The organism is Paludibaculum fermentans (assembly GCF_015277775.1).
Taxonomy (GTDB): domain Bacteria; phylum Acidobacteriota; class Terriglobia; order Bryobacterales; family Bryobacteraceae; genus Paludibaculum; species Paludibaculum fermentans.
Window position 1 is genome coordinate 6406761 of the sequence record NZ_CP063849.1, and the last position, 19011, is coordinate 6425771.

The 19011-nt window shown below is 63.3% G+C and carries 20 protein-coding genes; 13 read left to right on the forward strand and 7 right to left on the reverse strand.

Annotation, left to right across the window (positions count from 1 at the left end):
- The first annotated feature begins 176 nt into the window (after nt 1-176).
- A complete protein-coding gene (der, locus tag IRI77_RS25225; RefSeq protein ID WP_194447764.1) occupies nt 177-1508 on the forward strand; it encodes a ribosome biogenesis GTPase Der in 1332 nt (443 codons plus the stop codon).
- Here the strand turns inward: der and IRI77_RS25230 are convergent.
- Nucleotides 1505-2107 (reverse strand): hypothetical protein, encoded by a 603-nt coding sequence (locus tag IRI77_RS25230; RefSeq protein ID WP_194447765.1) that lies wholly within the window; start codon nt 2105-2107, stop codon nt 1505-1507. The genes der and IRI77_RS25230 overlap by 4 nt on opposite strands.
- A gap of 42 nt (nt 2108-2149) precedes the next feature.
- Here IRI77_RS25230 and IRI77_RS25235 point away from each other — a divergent pair, with 42 nt between their 5' ends.
- A complete protein-coding gene (locus IRI77_RS25235) occupies nt 2150-2428 on the forward strand; it encodes a hypothetical protein (protein ID WP_194447766.1) in 279 nt (92 codons plus the stop codon).
- Nucleotides 2425-3426, forward strand: coding sequence for an SAM-dependent methyltransferase (locus IRI77_RS25240; protein WP_194447767.1), 1002 nt, complete (start codon nt 2425-2427; stop codon nt 3424-3426). The genes IRI77_RS25235 and IRI77_RS25240 overlap by 4 nt, the downstream gene beginning before the upstream one ends.
- Nucleotides 3427-3522: 96 nt before the next feature.
- Here the strand turns inward: IRI77_RS25240 and IRI77_RS38415 are convergent, their stop codons facing one another.
- Nucleotides 3523-3645: a hypothetical protein gene (locus tag IRI77_RS38415; RefSeq protein WP_267239331.1), complete on the reverse strand. Its 123-nt coding sequence runs from the start codon at nt 3643-3645 to the stop codon at nt 3523-3525.
- A 174-nt stretch (nt 3646-3819) separates the two neighbouring features.
- Between IRI77_RS38415 and IRI77_RS25250 the strand changes: the two genes are divergently transcribed.
- The 3 genes from IRI77_RS25250 (at nt 3820) to IRI77_RS25260 (ending at nt 6676) form a co-directional block, all read left to right on the forward strand.
- Nucleotides 3820-4479: a septal ring lytic transglycosylase RlpA family protein gene (locus IRI77_RS25250; RefSeq protein ID WP_194447768.1), complete on the forward strand. Its 660-nt coding sequence runs from the start codon at nt 3820-3822 to the stop codon at nt 4477-4479.
- Between the two features lie 101 nt (nt 4480-4580).
- Nucleotides 4581-5645: a sigma-54 interaction domain-containing protein gene (locus tag IRI77_RS25255; RefSeq protein WP_194447769.1), complete on the forward strand. Its 1065-nt coding sequence runs from the start codon at nt 4581-4583 to the stop codon at nt 5643-5645.
- The gene (locus tag IRI77_RS25260; RefSeq protein ID WP_194447770.1) at nt 5642-6676 is read left to right on the forward strand and encodes a glycosyltransferase family 4 protein; all 1035 of its coding nucleotides are present in this window, start codon (nt 5642-5644) and stop codon (nt 6674-6676) included. Before IRI77_RS25255 ends, IRI77_RS25260 begins: the two co-directional genes overlap by 4 nt.
- A gap of 36 nt (nt 6677-6712) precedes the next feature.
- Here IRI77_RS25260 and IRI77_RS25265 read toward each other — a convergent pair whose 3' ends face one another.
- The gene (locus IRI77_RS25265; protein WP_228486312.1) at nt 6713-7051 is read right to left on the reverse strand and encodes a hypothetical protein; all 339 of its coding nucleotides are present in this window, start codon (nt 7049-7051) and stop codon (nt 6713-6715) included.
- Between the two features lie 176 nt (nt 7052-7227).
- On the opposite strand from IRI77_RS25265, the gene IRI77_RS25270 reads away from it, so the two are divergent.
- On the forward strand, nt 7228-7482 hold the full coding sequence (locus IRI77_RS25270; protein WP_194447771.1) for a hypothetical protein: 255 nt from the start codon (nt 7228-7230) through the stop codon (nt 7480-7482).
- A gap of 79 nt (nt 7483-7561) precedes the next feature.
- Here the strand turns inward: IRI77_RS25270 and IRI77_RS25275 are convergent, their stop codons facing one another.
- Nucleotides 7562-8875: a tetratricopeptide repeat protein gene (locus tag IRI77_RS25275; protein WP_194447772.1), complete on the reverse strand. Its 1314-nt coding sequence runs from the start codon at nt 8873-8875 to the stop codon at nt 7562-7564.
- A gap of 229 nt (nt 8876-9104) precedes the next feature.
- On the opposite strand from IRI77_RS25275, the gene IRI77_RS25280 reads away from it, so the two are divergent.
- Nucleotides 9105-9746 (forward strand): hypothetical protein, encoded by a 642-nt coding sequence (locus IRI77_RS25280; protein WP_194447773.1) that lies wholly within the window; start codon nt 9105-9107, stop codon nt 9744-9746.
- Here the strand turns inward: IRI77_RS25280 and IRI77_RS25285 are convergent.
- The 3 genes from IRI77_RS25285 to dnaK form a co-directional block, all read right to left on the reverse strand.
- Nucleotides 9743-10153, reverse strand: a complete 411-nt coding sequence (locus tag IRI77_RS25285; RefSeq protein ID WP_228486313.1) for a MerR family transcriptional regulator — start codon at nt 10151-10153, stop codon at nt 9743-9745. The two genes, IRI77_RS25280 and IRI77_RS25285, sit on opposite strands and share 4 nt — an antisense overlap.
- Before the next feature lie 3 nt (nt 10154-10156).
- A complete protein-coding gene (gene dnaJ, locus IRI77_RS25290; protein ID WP_194447774.1) occupies nt 10157-11326 on the reverse strand; it encodes a molecular chaperone DnaJ in 1170 nt (389 codons plus the stop codon).
- A 73-nt stretch (nt 11327-11399) separates the two neighbouring features.
- Nucleotides 11400-13331 carry a molecular chaperone DnaK gene (gene dnaK / locus IRI77_RS25295; RefSeq protein WP_194447775.1) on the reverse strand — a complete coding sequence of 644 codons (1932 nt, stop codon included), beginning with the start codon at nt 13329-13331 and terminating at the stop codon, nt 11400-11402.
- A 127-nt stretch (nt 13332-13458) separates the two neighbouring features.
- On the opposite strand from dnaK, the gene modA reads away from it, so the two are divergent.
- The 5 genes from modA to IRI77_RS25320 all read left to right on the forward strand — a co-directional run bounded on the left by modA (nt 13459) and on the right by IRI77_RS25320 (nt 18443).
- Nucleotides 13459-14139 (forward strand): molybdate ABC transporter substrate-binding protein, encoded by a 681-nt coding sequence (gene modA, locus IRI77_RS25300; RefSeq protein ID WP_194447776.1) that lies wholly within the window; start codon nt 13459-13461, stop codon nt 14137-14139.
- A 326-nt stretch (nt 14140-14465) separates the two neighbouring features.
- The gene (locus tag IRI77_RS25305) at nt 14466-15053 is read left to right on the forward strand and encodes an RNA polymerase sigma factor (protein WP_194447777.1); all 588 of its coding nucleotides are present in this window, start codon (nt 14466-14468) and stop codon (nt 15051-15053) included.
- Entirely contained in the window at nt 15050-15784 is a 735-nt protein-coding gene (locus tag IRI77_RS25310) for a hypothetical protein (RefSeq protein WP_194447778.1), read from the forward strand. Before IRI77_RS25305 ends, IRI77_RS25310 begins: the two co-directional genes overlap by 4 nt.
- Before the next feature lie 71 nt (nt 15785-15855).
- A complete protein-coding gene (locus IRI77_RS25315; protein WP_194447779.1) occupies nt 15856-17406 on the forward strand; it encodes a HEAT repeat domain-containing protein in 1551 nt (516 codons plus the stop codon).
- On the forward strand, nt 17403-18443 hold the full coding sequence (locus IRI77_RS25320; RefSeq protein WP_194447780.1) for a HEAT repeat domain-containing protein: 1041 nt from the start codon (nt 17403-17405) through the stop codon (nt 18441-18443). Before IRI77_RS25315 ends, IRI77_RS25320 begins: the two co-directional genes overlap by 4 nt.
- Nucleotides 18444-19011: the final 568 nt, after the last annotated feature.

Here is a 19011-nt window from a genome sequence, read left to right on the forward strand (position 1 = left end):
GAACTTTCATTGTCCCATGTATCCCCCTCTTCGCGCTCGGAATCGCACGACAGGTGTGGTTCTCCCTGGCCTGTCCTACGATCCACCATTGAAATCAATCACTTGCCGCCCGCCTGCCCGCTTCTTCTCCACCCCTTCCAGAGAAATTAGGACCAGATGCTAAACTATTAAGAGTCATGCCGCAAGCCACTGGGCTCCCCACGGTCGTTATCGTGGGTCGTCCCAACGTGGGTAAATCCACTCTCTTCAACGCGATTCTCGGTCAACGCAAGTCGATCACCGGCGACGAGCCCGGCATCACGCGCGACCGCATCATCGGCGACGCCGTTCACTTCAACCGCCCGTTCCAGCTCATCGACACCGGCGGCATCGTGCCGGAAGACGCCGAGTGGATCCCCGCCCAGATTCTCAAACAGGCCCGCGTCGCCCTCGACGTGGCCGACCAGATCATCTTCCTCATCGACGGCCGCACCGAAATCACCTCGGCCGATCGCGACCTCGCCCAGATCCTCCGCCGCCTCGGCAAGCCCGTCACCCTGGCCGTCAACAAGATCGACGTGGCCAAGCGCGAGTCGCTCACCACCGCCTTCTTCGAGCTCGGCTTCAAGGACGTCATGTCCGTCTCCGCCGAACACCGCCTCGGCCTCGAGGAACTGCTCGATCACGTCACCCGCGACTTCACTGAAGTGGAGCCCGTCGACCCCGAAGAGCAGGCCGGCAAACTCCGCCCCATCCGCGTCTCCATCATCGGCCGCCCCAACGTGGGCAAGTCCACGCTGCTCAACGCCATGGTCGGCGGCGAACGCGCCATCGTCTCACCCATCGCCGGCACCACCCGCGATTCCGTCGACGAACACACCATCATCGAAGGCCGCGAATACGTCTTCGTCGACACCGCCGGCATCCGCCGCAAGGGCAAGACGCATCTCATGGCCGAGAAGCTCAGCGTCGTCATGGCCCGCCGCAACATCCGCATGGCCCACATCGCCCTGCTGGTCATCGACGCCACGGAAGGCCCCGTCGGCAGCGACGCCACCATCGGCGGCTATGCCCACGAGGAAGGCCGCGCCCTCGTCATCTGCGTCAACAAGTGGGATCTCCTGCCGGAGAACAAGCGCAAGGAGTTCGAACAGAACATCCGCGACGAGTTCAAGTTCCTCGACTACGCGCCCATCGTCTTCCTCTCCGCCAAGGAGAAGAAGGGTATCAACAGCCTCTTCCGCCACATCGCCACCGTCTACGAGAACTTCGACAAGCGCGTCTCCACCGGAGAACTCAACCGCTTCGTCGACATGCTCAAGCTCGAGCGCGACCGCCGCATCTTCTTCATGACGCAGCCTTCCGTGCGTCCGCCCACGTTCGTGCTCTTCATGGATCGCGGCGAGCCTCTCCACTTCTCCACGGAACGCCAGGTCATCAACCGCATCCGCAAGAAGTTCGGCTTCGACGGCACGCCCATCGTACTCAAGATCAAAGCGCGCCGCGGCCCGAAAGACGCCCGCGCTTAGTCTTTCACGGCCTCTCGCCCTACCACCCAGTGGATGTGGTCGAACTCCCGCATCCTGATCTGCTGCTTCAGCCCGTCGAACTTCAGCAGGTCCGTGTCTTTCTTCAACTGCTCACACGCCTCCGCGGAGAGTTCCACCCGATAGTGGTCCGCCCGGTCGCGATACGAGTAGGTGAGATACCGAGCCTCCCCCGATGCCTCCAGCAGGCACTGCCAGAAGCTGCGCCTGCGCAGGAACCGCCGCGGCTCCGCTGCTTCCCTTGGTACATCAATGCGCGATGTCGCGCTCGCCAGCGTCGCCTTCCGGCAGCACGCGGCATCCAGGCGCCGGCGCGGCTCCGGCTTCGGCAGCAGCGCTACCGCGGCCTCTGCATCGGCCTCGTCACAGACCCAACCTTCCCACCGGAACCGGGAGGCTCCGCTCACCAGTGTCCCGCGCTTCAGAATCTCTCTCACCCGCGTGGCATCGGTACCCGAAGCAGTCGCGACGTGCTGCATCAGCTCCGCGAACGGCAGGTCCTGCACCACCACCGGCGTCAGCGCGACATACTCCGCCGCCTCACTCGAGAGCTTCACACGAACCTGCTGCGGCAACGCCATACTCCCAGTCTACTGCCCCATTTTGAGTCACAATCGGAGGCAGTGACTCCCATCGAACGCGTCCGTGCCGAACTCGCGCGCTATCAGCATCTCCTGCTCACCTTCGAAGCCGGGCTCGACTCCTCCGGCGGCGTCGAACTCGTCATCCGCCTCAAGACCGAAGTGCCCGGCGCTCACGTCTATCACGCCCCCATCCACCCGCGCGACATCCAGCACGCACAGTTCCCCTGGACCTTTCAGAAGTACCTCTACGATTGCCTCCACGACTACCTTTGCGAAATGTTCATCTCCAATCCGCAGGAACGGGAGCCGCGCGCATGACCGCCGCCGGTCACCTGCTCGCCGCCGGCATCGGCGCTCAAGGTCCCATTCTCTTTTCCCGCTTCATGGAAGTCGCGCTCTACCATCCCGAACACGGCTACTACCGCCGCGCCCGCCGGGAACAGGGCGCCGATCCCTTCGGCATGCACGGCGACTTCTATACCGCCACACAGCTCCAACCCGTCTTCGGCCGCCTCATTGCCGCGCAGTGCGCGCACTGGCAACAGCAGCTCGGCGCCGGCGAAGCATTCCATGTCGTGGAATGGGGCGCCGGCCGTGGTGAGATGGCCGAGCACCTGAGCTCCTTCCGCTACAGCGCCGTCGATGTCGATGGCGGTGAAGTCCCCGCGGCCTTTGAAGGCGTCATCTTCTGCAACGAGCTCTTCGATGCCTTGCCCGTTGAAGCCGTCCGCGTGTGCCGTCGTGAGGCGCGCATGATGCGCGTCGGCCTCAGTGACGGCAGGTTCGTATGGGTCGAAGGGGAGCCCCTCACAGGTCCATGGTTGCCCTATGCCGTGAATCTGTGTGCCCGCATAGCCGAAATCAGGGAAGAAGAAGAGGTGTGGCTCGAACTGCCCGTGGGCCTCGAATCACTGCTCGCGCGCATGACCCGGCCGCTCACGCGCGGCTTCGTCCTCGCCATCGACTACGGCTACACCGAGCGTGAGATCATCCGCTTCCCGCGCGGCACGCTCATGGCCTATCGCCGTCACCAGGCGCTCGACGATGTGCTGCTCAATCCCGGTGAACAGGACATCACCGCGCATGTGCCCTTCACTCATTTGGAGCACTGCGCGCAAGCCCTGGGCCTCCTCACCACGCCCCTCCGCTCACTCACTCAACTGCTCATGTCCGCCGGTGAAGCAGACCAGTTCGCCGGGGCTCTCGCAGCCCCCGATGATGCGGCCGCGCTGCGCCTGCGCATGCAGCTCAAGAGCCTGTTATTCGGGCTCGGCGAGACCTTTCGATGTCTGGTGATGGAGAAGAGAAGCGGGTAGGAAGGAAGCCGGGCGGGCCCTGAAACACCGACGGCCCCGGTTGCCCGGGGCCGCTTCGTTGATCCCTGTTGCCGCGTTCGTTGGAACGCTGCGTTCTTACTTCTTCTTCGCGGCCTTCTTGGCGGCTTTCTTTACGGCCTTCTTGGCCGCTTTCTTGGTTGCGTTCTTCATTGATCGATTCTCCGTGACATCAGATTTTGCGATCGCATGCGATCGCATTGTGATCTCTTTATAAACTTGGTCTCTTCCCAAAGTCAAGGAAAAAAGTGTCCTTACGGCCCTTCGCGTGCAACTCCATCATCATGCCTCTACGATTGAAACAATCGCGCGCGGAAACGTTCCTGCTGCCATGCTTGTGGAAACCATCCGCGCATCGATAGCATCATTGTTGTCATGCGCCGCGAAGCTGCTCTCTTATGCTCCTGCGCACTCCTCGCGCTCGCTGGTTGCTCCAGGCACAAACACACTGCGCGCACGCCGGCCGCGCCCGCTCCAGGCTGGTCCGAGATCGGCATCGCCAGCTGGTACGGCAATCCCTATCACGGCCGTCCCACCTCCAGCGGCGAGATCTATGACATGGAGCAGATGACCGCCGCGCATCGCACCCTGCCCTTCGGCGCCATCGTGCGCGTCACCAATCTCACCAACAACAAGAAGATCGAGGTACGCATCAACGATCGCGGTCCCTTCGCCGCCGGACGCATCGTCGACATCTCCCGCGCCGCCGCGCGCAACATCAACATGATCGGCCCGGGCACCGCGCGCGTCCGCCTCGAACTCCTCTCGTACGCAGGCACACCCACCACCTCCGCCACCTACACCGTGCAGGTGGGCCGCTTCTTCTCTGAACACGAAGGCGCCAGGCTGCGTAAGAACCTCATGAAGAAATACCAATCCGTCGACCTCATCGAACGGCCCGCCACGCCCGGCAGCTACCTCCTCCGCGTCGGCCGCACCAGCACGCAGGACGAAGCCCAGGTCATCGCTGACGAGATCAGCAAGGATGTCGGCATCGGCTACGTCGTGCGCCTGGAACTGCGGACCCATCAGTAGAGAGTGCCTTCTCGCTTGGCCGTCCCCGCGTAGAATAATAGATGCCTCGCAATCTAGCGAAGAGATTTCCCGCTGTGCGGACACTACCTCTATGAGGTCGTATGCCAGCTCAGCTCGAACAGCACTTTGGGACACCAGACTGGATGACAGTGGATTCGTCACAGAAGACTTATGAGTTAGTAGGCCAGTCTGCGCGCCTGCGCCAGGTCCTGAGGCTCGCGGCCAAGCTCGGTAAAGGTCATTGGCCCGTCCTGTTGCTCGGCGAGACCGGCACCGGCAAGGAGCTGGTCGCCCGCACCATTCACCGCAACTCACCCAGCGGCCCCTTCGTCACCATCGACTGCTCGGCCATGGTCGGCCCGCTCATGGAGAGCGAACTCTTCGGCCACGCCAAAGGCGCCTTCACCGGCGCTCATACGCAGAAGATCGGCCTCATCGAACAGGCCGATGGCGGCACCGCGTTCTTCGACGAAATTGGAGAACTGCCGCTCGACCTCCAGTCCAAGCTCCTGCGCGTCCTTCAGGAAAAGGAGTTCCGCCCCGTCGGCTCCCTGCAGGTGCGCAAGTCCAGCTTCCGCATCGTCGCCGCCACCAATCGCGATCTGGCTGAAGAAGTACACAAAGGCACCTTCCGCCAGGATCTCTACTACCGCCTCAATGTCGTCACCCTGCGCCTCGCACCCCTGCGCGAACGCAAGGACGATCTGCCCTCCCTCATCGCTCACTTCCTCGAGAACTACGGCAGCGGCCATCGCCTCAGCGGTGAACTGCTGGAGCTCATGATGTCCTACGACTGGCCGGGCAATGTGCGCGAGCTGGAGAACTGTATCCAGCACATGGTGGCCGTCAACAGCGGCCCGCTGCTGCACGGTGGCGATGCGCCCTCCAATCTCCTCAACTTCGCGCAGAAGCGCCGCTTCGCCGCCGCTGGTCAATCACCCGCCGGCAACCTTGCTTACCTGCCCGCCCACGGTGCCGGCAGCCCCGCCCCTTCACCGGAGTCCACCTTCGTCATGCCCGTGCTGCCTCTCTCCGAGATGGAGAAGCGCGCCATCATTCAGGCGCTGCAGTACACTAAGGGCGATCGCGTCATGGCCGCTCACCTGCTCGGCATCGGCCGCACCACTCTCTACCGCAAGCTGAAGGAATACGGGATCCAGGATTGAACATCGCTCTCGACGCCACCTACAGCCTGGGAGAGAACCTGTCTGGTGTCGGCGTCTATAGCCGCGAGATCCTCTTCGGCCTCGCGGCCAGTCATCCGCAACAGCGCTTCGCCTGGTGCTACCGTCTCCACCGCTATCTGCGCGGCCGCCGCGAAGCCCTGCCCCTCAACGTGGCGGCCCGCCCTCTCCTCGACACGCTCCCGCTCTTCCGCAACGGCCTCTTCCACGGTCTCAACCAGCGCCTGCCCCACCGCTCCGCCGGCCCGGCCGTCTGCACCTTTCACGATCTCTTTGTTCTCACCTCGGACTACTCTTCCCCCGACTTTCGCGCCCGCTTCGCCGGACAGGCCCGCCACGCCGCCCAACGTGCCGATCTCATCATCTGTGTCTCGCGCTTCACCGCCAATCAGGTGCGCGACTTGTTGGGCGTTCCCGAAGCCCGCCTGCGCGTCATCCCCCACGGCACACACCTTCCACCCGCTGCCCCCGCCGCCCGGCGCGGCCCCGTCATCCTCCACGTCGGTGCCGTTCAACTGCGAAAGAACCTCCTGCGCCTCGTCTCCGCCTTTGAACGCAACGCGCCGCCGCCCTGGCAGTTGGTACTCGCCGGCTCGGATGGCTATGGCGCTGCCGCCATTCATGAGCGCATTGCCGCCAGCCCCGCTCGCGATCGCATCTCCGTCACCGGTTGGGTCGACAACCAGCGTCTCGACGCGCTCTACGCTTCGGCCGCCATCTTCGCGTTTCCCTCGCTCGACGAAGGCTTCGGCATTCCGGTCCTGGAGGCCATGGCCCACGGCCTGCCCGTCATCTCGTCCAATCGCTCCGCTCTGCCGGAAGCTTGCGGAGACGCGGCTCTCCTGGTGGATCCCACACAGGAAGAGGAGATCGGCCTCGCCCTGCGCCGCCTCATCCAGGACGAGGACCTGCGGAATATGTTGGTTCGTTTGGGGCACTCGCGCGCCGCGGAGTTCTCATGGCAGCGCGCTGTGGACCTTACCTGGAAGGTCTATCAGGAGTTGCGTGCGTAGGCAGGAGTTATGCGGGTAGGGCGCCTGGCCGGCCGCTCAGCGGCCGTCTTCGTCCACGGCGATCTTCAAGGCTCGCAGAAACTTCTGGTCCTGCGAAGTCCACTTCAAACGGGCCGTGTTCTCGTTCTTGCCCGTACTCGTGTACTCTTCCTCGAAATCGGTTTCCAGCCGTGTTTCCAGTACCGCACCGTCATCTTCCTCACCGTCCGCTTCATCGCGCTTGTTAAACCCGATGGTCGCTTCCAGTACCAGGAACACGTCGTACCCCGCTCGCTTGATTTCGCCAATCGCCGCGGCGATCCGATCCGAGTCGGAGAGTGACTCGTTGATCGCATTGCCGAGCTCCTGCATCAGGTCTTTCAGTCGATCGTCCAAGGTAAGCCTCGTGTGCGGCCACTTTCAGAATACCATCCGGATGCATTCGCGGCTCCGGACCGCTTCCATTCCCTTTATCGGCCGTTTCCCGCCCCCGCTTGAGTCATCCCACCCACGGGATCCCGTTTCGCCCGCCTGATACTATGTGTAGGGACCCGCGCCGTCCAACTCGAGTAATGTTCAAAAAGTTCCTGCAAGCCTTCCTGCCCGGCATCGTCAAACCCCTCCACTCGCTGTGGAACGAGATCCTCGGCTTCCTGTTCATCGCCATCGCGGTCCTCATGATCCGCGCTCTCTGGCGCGGCTACACCGAGATCGGTCTCGGGTTTGCCCACATGGTCAAGTTCGCCCTCGGCGCCTTCTTCTTCGCCGTCATGCTCGGCTTCGGCATCCATGCCTTCTGGCGCGCCCGCCGCATCTCGAAATCCTGAACCCTGCCCGCCCGAAAACAGAAAGAGCGCCCGGCCACCTGGCCCTGACGCTCTTGTCATCCATCCTGCCTAAGCGGATCTACTGCTTCTCCGGCGCCGGCGTTGTCGACGCACCCTGGGCCGTCGACTTCACACCCGTCACCCGCTCCAGTTCCGCCACCTGCTTCCGCACCGACTCCACATCCGGAGCGTTCGGAGCAAAGCTCAAATACCCCTTCATCTGCTCCAGCGCCCCCGGATAGTCGCCTTTGTCCGCCAGGATCGCGCCCAACAACTGCGCCGACCTGGGATTGCGGTGGTCCGGATCCAGCTTCACCGCTTCCCGCGCGCTCTTTTCCGCCTCGTCCATCTTCTTCAGGTTGTACTTGGCGGCGGCGTTGATGAACCACGCCTGCGAGTAGGAATACGGGTCCAGCTTCAGGACCGTGTCGCTACGGCTCGCAATCAGGCCCCAGTCCTTGCTCGACAGCGATAGCTGCATCAGTTGCAGATGCGGCTTCACGAACTTCGCATCCGCCCCAACCGACTGCTCCCATGCCTTTTGCGCTTCGTCCGCCTTCTTCTGGCCCATTAGGCTGTTGCCCAGCTCAAACCAGGCCAGGGCGTACTTCGGATAGATCTCCACTGCCTTCTGCAGTTGAACTTCGGCTTCCGGATACTTCTTCTTCTTCACCAGGTCCAGGCCCTTTTCGTACGCCTTCTTCGCGTCCTTCGGAGCCAGGCCCGTCGTCGCACTGAAGACGAAGCCTTCCACGTTGGCCATTCTGTGCAGCACCAGCGTCCCCACTTCCGGGTTGTCCAGCAGCCGCCGGCCCGAGAGTTGGATCACGTCGCTGCGGAACCCCGGCAGGTCCGCCTTGAACTCGCAGCCCATCATCTCTCGCTCCGTCATGCCATTCCGGCCCATGCCCGGAGCGCTCGACTTCGACACCGAGCCTGTGCTGAACGGTTCGTTCGGGTTGCCGATGCTCGCGTCCGCGAACACCCCCTGGTTTTGTCCCAGACTGATGCTGAAACGCCCCTTCATGTCTGCGTAGCCCTGCGGACGCGGCTGCCCATTGCACACCAGCAGCATCACTACGGGCTCCGGCGGCGCCGAGCCGTCATCCATCATCAGGCGGCCGCTTAGATAGATTGGCCGCTGGATGTCCATCATCGACGGGGTCGTGTTCTGCTGGCCGGTGGTGCCTGTCGAGGTGCCCGTCGAAGGACGGGTTGGCGTGGTTGGCGTACCCGACCCGCCGCCCGCGGAACCGCCGCCGCCGGTGGATCCACCACCACCTCCGCCGCCTGCCGGTGTCTGCGCGAACGCGCCAAACGCTCCACAGGCTGCCAAAACACCCACCATTGCGGCCTTGGTCCACCCGGCCGGAAGCATTTGTTTAGGACTCATATCACCCTCCGCTGGTGTAACTGAGCTCAGAGTGTAGGTATTATGGCACAGGAACCCTCCGGCAGCGCTCCTCGATTTGTTCCCCTTCTTCGCCTCTCCTTCAGCAGTTCCTGAATCCCCGCCACCAGCCGGCCCCACCACCCGCCTGCTCCACGGCTCACCAGCGCCGGCGCTCTCGCCCGTCCGGTCTTTACTGAACTATGATGATTACTAGAGACGCAAAAACCACATGAATCGCACCTTTTTATCCATTTCCGCCCTGGGCCTGCTTGTTGTGGCTCTCACAGGCTGCTCTGACTCAGCTCCGCCGCCCAAGCAGGCCGAAGTCGCCAAAAAGCCTGTCGAACCGGTCTCCGGTCAATCCGGACTGTTTCAGATGTTTCAGATCGCCCGCCCTTGGGCCTCCGACGTCATGATTCTCAAGCTGGAAAACGGCGACATCCCCGAAGCCAAGGCCCAGCCCGGCAAGTACGGCCTCTGGCGAGCCACCTTCGTATCTCCGTCCAAGAAGACCAAACGCGAGTATTCCTTCGCCGTGTCCGACTCTGACGGCGGCGTCATCAAAGGCGCCCGCGCCGGAGCCGAATCCCCTTACTCCGTCAGCCCGCTCGTCCACCCCATCGCCATCCAGGACGTGCACACCGACACGACCGCCGCGCTCGAAACTGCACTCAAGGAAGTAGCCAAGGATAAGGTGATGTCGAAAGCCCTGGCCGACAACAAGGATCTACCAGTCCAGTACATTCTTGACTGGACCGGCACCAATCCCAAGCCCTACTGGCGCGTTGTCTTCGGAGCCTCGGTCTCGCAGAGCCTGTTTTCCATCCTGATCGACGCCGGCACCGGCGAGTTCGTCAAGAAAATGCACTAAACGCCGCGGCTTCGTTTCTTCACAGGTGCGGGTGGAGCCGGCTCCACTCGCACTACCCGCATCAGCATGTTCTTCTGCTCCGGCTCCACCGGCCGCATGTTGCGCGTAATCTCCACATTCAACGACGCCACAAACTGCTCGATCTGTGTCTGCATCGCCGACATCTTCTCGCGCATGTTCAGGATGATCTCGACCCCCGCCAGATTCACACCCAGCTCCCGGGTCAGCTCCAGAATCACTTCCAGCCGCACCAGGTCGTCGTCCGTGTACAACCGTGTGTTCCCGTCGGAACGCGACGGCTTCAGCAGGCCTTCCCGTTCATACATCCGCAGGGTCTGCGGATGTACGCCGTACTTATCGGCGACGGCTGAGATCATGTAAGCGGCTTTGGATCGTTGCTTCGACACTTCTCACACCTTCGACCACAGCTCCGACCGCGGATCCCGCGGGTCCAGCCTGGATAGCTCCTTCAACAACTCGCGCGTCTTCTCATCGCGAATGTCCGGCGCTTGAATGGAAATCTCCACAATCTGGTCGCCGCGCGAGTTCTTTCTAGAATTGTAAACGCCCTTCTCGCGCAAACGGAACTTCTGCCCATTTTGTGTGCCCTGCGGGATCTTCAGCAGCGCCCGCCCATCCACAGTGGGCACCTCGATCTTCGCCCCCAGCCCCGCTTCCCACACCGTCACCGGCAGCACAATCGACACATCGTCGCCCTCTCGCGAGAACACCGGATGCGGCTCTACCCGCACCGTGATGTATAGATCGCCCGCCGCCGCACCCATCGTGCCCGAATTGCCCTTGCCGCCCACCCGCAGCCGCGAACCCGTCGCCGCGCCCGGAGGGATCCTCACTTCCACTGACTCGCTCTTCTGCGACCGCCCCTCGCCATGGCACACCGGACACGCATTCCTCAGCCGGCCCGTACCCTGGCACTGCGGGCACGTCAGCGAGAACTTCATCGCCCCCGCCATCTGGTTCACATTGCCCGTACCCTGGCATTGCGGACACGTCACCGACGCTCCGCCGCCCTGGCCCGACCCGTGACACGCCCCGCACTGGTCCAGGCGCGTAATGTTCAGGCGGACCTGTGTCCCCTTGATCGCCTGCCAGAAATCGATGCCCAGCGAGTACTCGAGATCGCTGCCCTTCTCCGCCGGCGCATGCTGCTGCTCCCCGCGCTTGTTCCCAAAGAACTGGCTGAACAGGTCCGAGAAACTGCCGCCGCCGAAGCCGCCCGCACCCGGCCCGCCAGCCGCGCCGGCTCCCGCATTCCCCGCTTCCGTGAAATCGAAGCCGCCGAAGCCAAACCCGGCGTTGGCGCCCGGTTGCGGACCCCCGCCCGGATAGCCGTTCTCCGAATAGAACCCATACTGGTCGAACATCTTGCGCTTCTTCGCGTCCGACAGAATATCGTACGACTCCTGCACCTGCTTGAAGCGCTCTTCCGCCGCCTTGTCGCCTGGATTCAGATCCGGATGGTATTTGCGGGCGAGGCGACGGTACGCCTTGCGGACTTCATCCGCCGATGCGTCCCGTTTGACTCCGAGTGTTTGATAGTAATCTTTCGTCGAAGGCATTCTTCACCCGCCTCATTTCAGGAAAGCCCCTCCATGACGGAGGGGCTCCCAGTTCCATCAGACTCAGGCGTGCTTAGGCGCCCGGCTTCTTATCGTCGACGTCCACGAACTCGGCATCCACCACATCGTCTTTCTTCGACTCCGTGTGGCCCGCCGAAGCACCAGGACCGGCGGCGTCGCCACCCTGAGGAGGCTGTTGCGCGCCCGCTGCCTTGTACATCGCCTCGGCCAGCTTGTGGCTGGACGTCAGCAGCTTCTCCTGCGCGGCCTTCATGGCCTCCAGGTTGCCGCCTTCCACCGCCTTCTTCGCTTCCGCGATCGCCTCTTCCACGGCCTTCGCGTCCGCTTCCGAAACCTTATCGCGATGATCCTTCAGCGTCTTCTCGGCGCTGTAGACCGCACTGTCGAGATGGTTCTTCACCTCGATCTCTTCCCGCCGCTTCTCGTCTTCCGCCTTGTGCGAATCGGCGTCCCGAGCCATCTTCTCAACCTCTTCCTTCGACAGTCCGGAGGAAGACGTGATCGTGATCTTCTGCTCGTTGCTCGTCGCCCGGTCCTTCGCCGTCACATGCAGAATGCCGTTCGCGTCGATGTCGAACGTCACTTCCACCTGCGGCACCCCGCGCGGAGCCGGCGGAATCCCCACCAGCTGGAACACACCCAGCATCCGGTTGTCCCGCGCCAGCGAACGCTCACCCTGGTAAACCTTGATCTCCACGCTCGTCTGGCTGTCGCTCGCCGTCGAGAAGACCTCAGACTTGCGCGTCGGAATCGTCGTGTTGCGCTCAATCAGCTTCGTGAACACGCCGCCCAGGGTCTCAATGCCCAGCGACAGCGGAGTCACGTCCAGCAGCAGCACATCCTTCACTTCGCCGCCCAGCACGCCGCCCTGCACCGCCGCACCCACCGCGACAACTTCATCCGGATTGACGGTCTTGTTCGGATCCTTGCCGAACAGCTCCTTCACGATCTGCGTCACTCGCGGGATACGCGTCGAGCCGCCCACCATCACCACTTCGTCGATCTGCGACGTGGACATGCCGGCATCCGTCAAAGCCTGCTTGCACGGACCCACCGAACGCTGCAGGATGTCTTCGATCATCTGCTCGAACCGCGCACGCGTCAGCGTCTTGACCAGGTGCTTCGGCCCGGTCTGCGGATCGCCGTAGATGAACGGCAGGTTGATCTCCGTCTCCATCGCCGAAGACAGCTCGATTTTGGCCTTCTCCGCCGATTCCTTCAGGCGCTGCAACGCCATCCGGTCCTTCGAGAGATCGACCGACTCTTCCTTCTTGAACTCCTCGATGAGCCAGTCCACCAGCCGCTGGTCGATGTTGTCGCCGCCCAGGTGCGTATCGCCATTCGTCGACTTCACTTCCACCACGCCGTCGCCCACTTCGAGGATCGAAATGTCGAACGTGCCGCCGCCGAAGTCGTAAACCGCGATCCGCTCTTCCTTCTTCTTGTCCAGCCCGTACGCCAGCGCGGCCGCCGTCGGCTCATTAATGATACGCAGCACTTCCAGGCCGGCCACCTGGCCCGCATCCTTCGTCGCCTGGCGCTGGGCATCGTTGAAGTACGCGGGCACCGTGATCACGGCCTGCTTCACCGTCTCGCCCAGGTAAGCCTCGGCGGCTTCCTTCAGCTTCGTCAGGATCATCGCCGAAATCTCCGGCGCCGACATCTTCTTGCCGCCCGACTCCACACGCGCATCGCCCGAATCGCCGCGTACCACGTGATACGGCACCAGCTTCATCTCTTGCGAGACTTCGTCAAAACGCCGACCCATGAACCGCTTGATCGAGTAAATGGTATTTTCAGGATTGGTGACAGCCTGGCGCTTGGCCACCTGTCCAACTAACCGGTCGCCCGACTTCGCGAAACCGACCACGGAGGGGGTTGTCCGCCCACCCTCCTGGTTCGGGATCACAACCGGTTGCCCGCCTTCCATGACCGCCACTACAGAGTTGGTGGTCCCAAGGTCGATGCCAATGATTTTGCTCATGTCGCTCCCATCCTTCCAGGGTTTAAATCTCGCGGCGTTCCAGGCGTCCATCCGCTCGCCTTTACTGCGCCTGTTCGTATTATGTAAGTTTAGTGTGTTGCTGTCAAGTTCTATTGCAGCGCAAAACTTGACCATCGCCGCCGCAGCCGACCTAACGCCCCTCGAATCTGCTCTTTCCGCTCAATCCTCCACTCCCGTCACCTGGTCCTTCGGTTCCTCCGGCCTCTTAGCCCGCCAAATCCGCGCCGGAGCCCCATTTGACCTCTATCTCTCTGCAAATGAAGCCTTTGTCCAGGATTTAGCGAAATCAGACCTGCTACTGCCCGGCTCAGTCCGCACCTACGCCACCGGCCGCCTCGGCCTCTGGTCGCTCTCCGGTCACATCAGGACGCTCAAGGACCTCACCCTCCCCGAAGTCCGCCACATCGCACTGCCCAACCCTCAACACGCCCCCTATGGAGCCGCCGCCCGCGAGCTCCTGGAGAAGGCCGGCCTTTGGAAACAGCTCCAGTCCAAGATCGTCCTGGCCGAAAACGTCCGCCAGGCCTACGAGTTCGGCCGCACCGGCAACGCCGACGCCGTCCTCACCTCCTGGACCCTCCTCCACGATCAGGGCGGCCTCCTCCTCAATGACAAGGACCACGCCCCCATCCGCCAATCCGGAGGAGTCGTCAAAGGAGCCAAAAACACGAAAGCGGCCCAAGCCTTTCTGGACTTCCTACTAAGTCCCGCCGGCCAAAAAATCCTCCTCCGCTTCGGCCTAACCCCAGCCGCCGCCACCCCGCCATTACCGCCCCACCACCCCTAAACCCCCCAGCGCCGTCCCCCCAGCGCCGTCAAAGTTCCCCCCAAGCATTCCCCCCGGCATCGCCGGGGGCCCGCCGCAACCCGCCAAAGGCCCGCAGGCCAATCGACACCCCCACCCCAAGCTCACCGCCCCAGCGCCGTAACCCCTCCCCCCCCAGCATTACCCCCGGCGCCAGCCGGGGGCCCGCCGCAACCCGCCAAACTCCACCAGGACGACCGACATCTCGCAACCTCAAAGCCCCCACCTCCGCCAACCCTCCCCCCCACCCCCACAAAAAATCCACCTCACCCCCTAACACCGCGTTGAAAACACGGTCCAATGGGCAGATGAAAGAAAGTGATGGCGCAGCCATCCAGCGGGTTCTCGCTGGTGACGGCGACGGGTTCCAAGTACTCGTCGAACGCTACAGCCATGCCCTCTTTCGTCTGGCGTACCGCATGACCGGCAATGAAGCGGACGCCGATGACGTAGTCCAGGAGACATTCTTGAGAGCCTATCGCAGCCTCGCCAATTACGACGGTCGAGCCGCCTTCAGCACCTGGCTCTATCGCATCGCCTCCAACTACACCCTGGACCGCATCGCTGCCACCAAACGCCGCGCCGAAATCCTCCACCCCCTCGACCAGAAACCCGAAGGCGAGGAAGACGGCCGCGCCTGGCAGCCCGTCGAGCAGGCCCCCGGCCCCGATCGCCTCCTGCTCAGCGGAGAAATTCAGGTCCGCCTCGCGGCAGCCATGGAAGAGCTCACCCCCCAGGAACGCACAGCCTTCACGCTCCGCCACTTCGAGGACCTCTCCATCGAGGAAATCGGCGCCGCCCTCCAACTGGGCTCCAACGCCACTCGCAACAGCATCTTCCGCGCAGTCCAGAAACTGCGCCGCAACCTGGCCGGCTGGGCCGGAGTCGCATCATGACGCATCTGACTGAAGAACAACTCGTCCTCTACTACCTGGGTGAATCCGAAGATCTCAAGGATGCCCGCGCCCATCTCGATGACTGTGCCGCCTGCCGCGCCGATCTTGCCGCCGTGCAGCGCACCCTCAACCTGATGAACACCTGGGAAACCCCCGAGCGCGGCCCCGAATACGGCACCCAGGTCTGGAATCAGCTCCGCCCGCGCCTGGGCCTCCGCGCTCGCTTCTTCTCCTTCCAGTGGTTCAGCTGGGCCCGCGCCGCCTCCACCGCCGCCGTCGCCCTGCTCGTCATCGGAGCCTACTTCCTCGGTCGCGTCTCCCCCCGGCCCACCCCGGGGCCCCGCACCGTCGCCCACAACCAGTTGACCGATGGCGCCGACCGTATGCTCCTCGTCAGCGTCGGCGACCACCTCGAACAGTCCCAGCGCGTACTCCTCGAACTGGCCAACACCGGCACCGACGAACTCCCCATGGAGCGCGACTCCGCTGAACAGCTTCTGCTCGACAACCGTCTCATGCGCCAGTCGCTCCAACGCGCCGGCGATCGCAACATGGCCTCCGTCCTCGAAAAACTGGAACGCTTCCTCACAGAAGCCGCCAACGCCAGGCCGGAAGAGCTCCCCGAAATCCAACGCCGCATGGCCGACGAAGGAGTACTGTTCCAGCTCCGTGTCGCCAACGCGAAAATCCGCGAACGGCAGCGCAAATTCTTGCCTACCGCCAGCAATTAGCCGGAGCCCCCGCCGGCATGCGGCCCGGTCTTTCCATTAACGAACTGATTACACGAAGGGATGAACTACCTATGAGTCCGAAACGCTATTGCTCCGTCCTGGCGCTGCTGCTCTGCGCCGCCGTCCCGGGACGCGCCCAATCCCCCGCCTCTGCCACAAGCTCCATCGACGCCATTGAGGCCAAGGCCCCGCGCGGCGAAGCCAGCGCCCCACTGGAACAGATAAAGGCCAAAGCCGCCGCCATGGCCTACGCCTTCGATGCCATGGAAGCCAAATCCCTGGCCGCCGACCCTGCCCAACTCGAAAACCTCAAGGCGCTCTCCGGCATGGACGCCATGGGTAGCAAACTACAGGACCTGGCCGAGCGCTTCCAGTACAGCGGTGACTTTGCCGCCGCCAAAGCCTTTAGCCCCATGGCCAAGATGATGCCGATGGGCGACGGCTTCTACGCCATGGGCATGGCTCAGGCCGCAGCCAGCAGCTCCAACTTCAATCAGAACATGAAGAACGCCAAACTCGATCGTGCCTACTCCCAGGCCCAGCGCGCCCTCGACCAGCGCAAGTGGGAAGAAGCCGTCAACGAGTTCCGCACCGCTTCCAACGACCCCGCCCGCGCCGACGCCTGCCTCTACTGGATTGCCTACGCCCAGGGCAAGCTCGGCCATCGCGACGAAGCCCTTGGCACCCTCGGCGAACTCAAAAAGGCCCATCCCAACAGCCGCTGGAACAATGACGCCCGCGCCCTCGAAGTCGAACTCCGCCAGGCCTCCGGCCAGTCCGTCTCGCCCGACCTCGGCGACGACGAGATCAAGCTGATGGCCATCAACGGCCTCATGCACAGCGACCCGGAACGCGCTCTCCCCATCCTCCAGAAGATCCTCACCGGCAGCGCCAGCCCGAGGCTCAAAGAGCGCGCCCTCTTCGTCCTCAGCCAGAGCGACTCGCCCAAGGCCCGCGAAATCTCACTCCAACTCGCCAAGGGCGCCGGCAACCCCGACATCCAGCGCATGGCCATCCGCAATCTGGCCATCCGCGGCGGCGCCGACAACCTCAAGGTGCTCTCTGAGGTCTACGCCTCCAGCCCCGACCTCTCCGTCCGCCGCGAAGTCCTTCGCAGCTACATGATCAGCGGAGCCAAGGATCAGATCGCCGCCGCGGCCAAGGGCGAGAAAGACGCCACCCTGCGCCGCGAAGCCATCCGCCAACTGGGCGCCCTGGGCGACCAGAAGCTGCTCGGTGAACTCTACGGCCTGGAAAGCGATGCCCCCATGCGCGGCGAGATCCTCAGCTCCCTCATGGTCTCCGGAGCCACCGGCAAGCTCATCGAACTCGCCAACACCGAGAAGGATCCCACCGCCCGCCGCAAGGCCATCCAGCTTCTGGGCGTGATGGATCGCGAAAAGACCGGCCCGGCCCTGCTCGAGCTCTACAACAAGGAGTCCGAGAAGGATCTCAAGAAGAAGATCGTCTCCGCCCTCTTCACCCAGGGCAATGTGAAGCCCCTCATCGACCTGGCCCGTGCGGAGAAAGACCCCGAGTTGAAGCGCGAAGCGGTCCGCATGCTCTCGATGATGAAGTCCAAGGAAGCGTCCGACTACATGCTCGAGGTGCTGAACCAGTGAAACCCTTCATCCTCCTCTTAGCCACCCTGCCGCTGCTGGCCCAGCAGCCCCGGATCGTCAACGCCAAGTTCGAGAACAAGGCATCCTCTAACCTGAAGGCGGACGTGGATGCCGCCACGGCCCGAGGCGGCCCGCTCTGGATCGGCTGGTCTGTCCCGCAGGTCGCCGGAGCCGGCAACTCCTGCTGCAGCACCTCCCGCGACGGCCAGGTCATCACCCAGGGCTGCGCGCTGGAACCGAACACCAACGTGACGCAGGTCTCTTCCGGCCCCATCCATCTGGAAGGCGCCAGCCACTCGGCCATCCTGCTGCGCGTGGAAGGCGGCACCCTCGACAAGGTGCGCCTCTTCGGCTCCGACTGCAGCCTGGATGCCGGCGGCCTGCCCGTCGTCTGGCTGACCGGAGTGAAGCCCGCCGATAGCGTCAACTTCCTCGCGGCCTACACCAGGCAGCACTTCGAGGAGCACCGCAAAGGCGGAGCCATCGCGGCCATAGCCGTGCACGACGACCCCCAGGCCGACCGCGTCCTGAACGAATTCGTCCAGCCCAGCCAGCCCGAGGAGCTCCGCCGCAGCACGGTCTTCTGGCTCGGCAACACGAGAGGCAAATCCGGCTTCGAGACCCTGCAGCGCCTCCTGAAAGACGACCCCAGCCCAGGGGTGAAGGAGCAGGTGGTCTTCGCCCTGACATTGACGAAGGACCCGCGCGGCATGGACACCATCATCCAGGCCGCGAAATCGGATCCCAACCCGGAAGTCCGCTCGAAAGCGCTCTTCTGGATGGCGCAAAAGGCGGGTCGCAAGGCCTTGGGCCCCATCACCAGCGCGGTCGAAAACGACCCCGACACCAAGGTAAAGCGCCAGGCCGTCTTCGCCCTGACGCAGATGCCCTCCAACGAAGGCGTTCCGGCCCTGATCGAGGTAGCAAAGAACAACAAGAACCAGGCCGTCCGCAAGCAGGCCTTCTTCTGGCTGGGCCAGAGCAAGGACGAACGCGCCACCCGCTTCCTGGAGCAGGTCCTGACGGCCAAGCAGTAGCCGCACCACGAACTGGGATCCTCGATGCTAGGGGAGGATCCCAGTCCCAGAGCGTAAGCGACGGGCTAAGCGGAAACCCAGTCCCAGAGCGTAAGCGACGGGCTAAGCGGAACCCCAGTCCCAGAGCGTAAGCGACGGGCTAAGCGGAAGCCCAGTCCCAGAGCGTAAGCGACGGGCTAAGCGGAACCCCAGTCCCAGAGCGTGAGCGACGGGCTAAGCGGAACCCCAGTCCCAGAGCGTAAGCGACGGGCTAAGCGGAACCCCAGTCCCAGAGCGTGAGCGACGGGCTAAGCGGAAACCCAGTCGCAGAGCGTAAGTGACGGGCTAAGCGGAAGCCCAGTCCCAGAGCGTAAGCGACGGGCTAAGCGGAAACCCAGTCGCAGAGCGTAAGTGACGGGCTAAGCGGAAGCCCAGTCCCAGAGCGTAAGCGACGGGCTAAGCGGAAATCCAGTCCCAGAGCGTAAGCGACGGGCTGCCCGCCAATAGGCAGAGAGAAACCGCTACTCCACCACACTGCAATCCCGTGATTTGGTTTTTGACTTGGCACACGTACGGAACCTACTACGAG

Coding starts and splice junctions, on each gene's coding strand:
- dnaK (WP_194447775.1), bottom strand. CDS start 13,331: ATGAGCAAAATCATTGGCATCGACCTTGGGACCACCAACTCTGTAGTG.
- dnaJ (WP_194447774.1), bottom strand. CDS start 11,326: ATGCCTTCGACGAAAGATTACTATCAAACACTCGGAGTCAAACGGGAC.
- IRI77_RS25315 (WP_194447779.1), top strand. CDS start 15,856: ATGAGTCCGAAACGCTATTGCTCCGTCCTGGCGCTGCTGCTCTGCGCC.
- IRI77_RS25270 (WP_194447771.1), top strand. CDS start 7,228: ATGTTCAAAAAGTTCCTGCAAGCCTTCCTGCCCGGCATCGTCAAACCC.
- IRI77_RS25310 (WP_194447778.1), top strand. CDS start 15,050: ATGACGCATCTGACTGAAGAACAACTCGTCCTCTACTACCTGGGTGAA.
- IRI77_RS25305 (WP_194447777.1), top strand. CDS start 14,466: ATGAAAGAAAGTGATGGCGCAGCCATCCAGCGGGTTCTCGCTGGTGAC.
- IRI77_RS25250 (WP_194447768.1), top strand. CDS start 3,820: ATGCGCCGCGAAGCTGCTCTCTTATGCTCCTGCGCACTCCTCGCGCTC.
- IRI77_RS25255 (WP_194447769.1), top strand. CDS start 4,581: ATGCCAGCTCAGCTCGAACAGCACTTTGGGACACCAGACTGGATGACA.
- der (WP_194447764.1), top strand. CDS start 177: ATGCCGCAAGCCACTGGGCTCCCCACGGTCGTTATCGTGGGTCGTCCC.
- IRI77_RS25230 (WP_194447765.1), bottom strand. CDS start 2,107: ATGGCGTTGCCGCAGCAGGTTCGTGTGAAGCTCTCGAGTGAGGCGGCG.
- IRI77_RS25275 (WP_194447772.1), bottom strand. CDS start 8,875: ATGAGTCCTAAACAAATGCTTCCGGCCGGGTGGACCAAGGCCGCAATG.
- IRI77_RS38415 (WP_267239331.1), bottom strand. CDS start 3,645: ATGCGATCGCATGCGATCGCAAAATCTGATGTCACGGAGAATCGATCA.
- IRI77_RS25280 (WP_194447773.1), top strand. CDS start 9,105: ATGAATCGCACCTTTTTATCCATTTCCGCCCTGGGCCTGCTTGTTGTG.
- IRI77_RS25240 (WP_194447767.1), top strand. CDS start 2,425: ATGACCGCCGCCGGTCACCTGCTCGCCGCCGGCATCGGCGCTCAAGGT.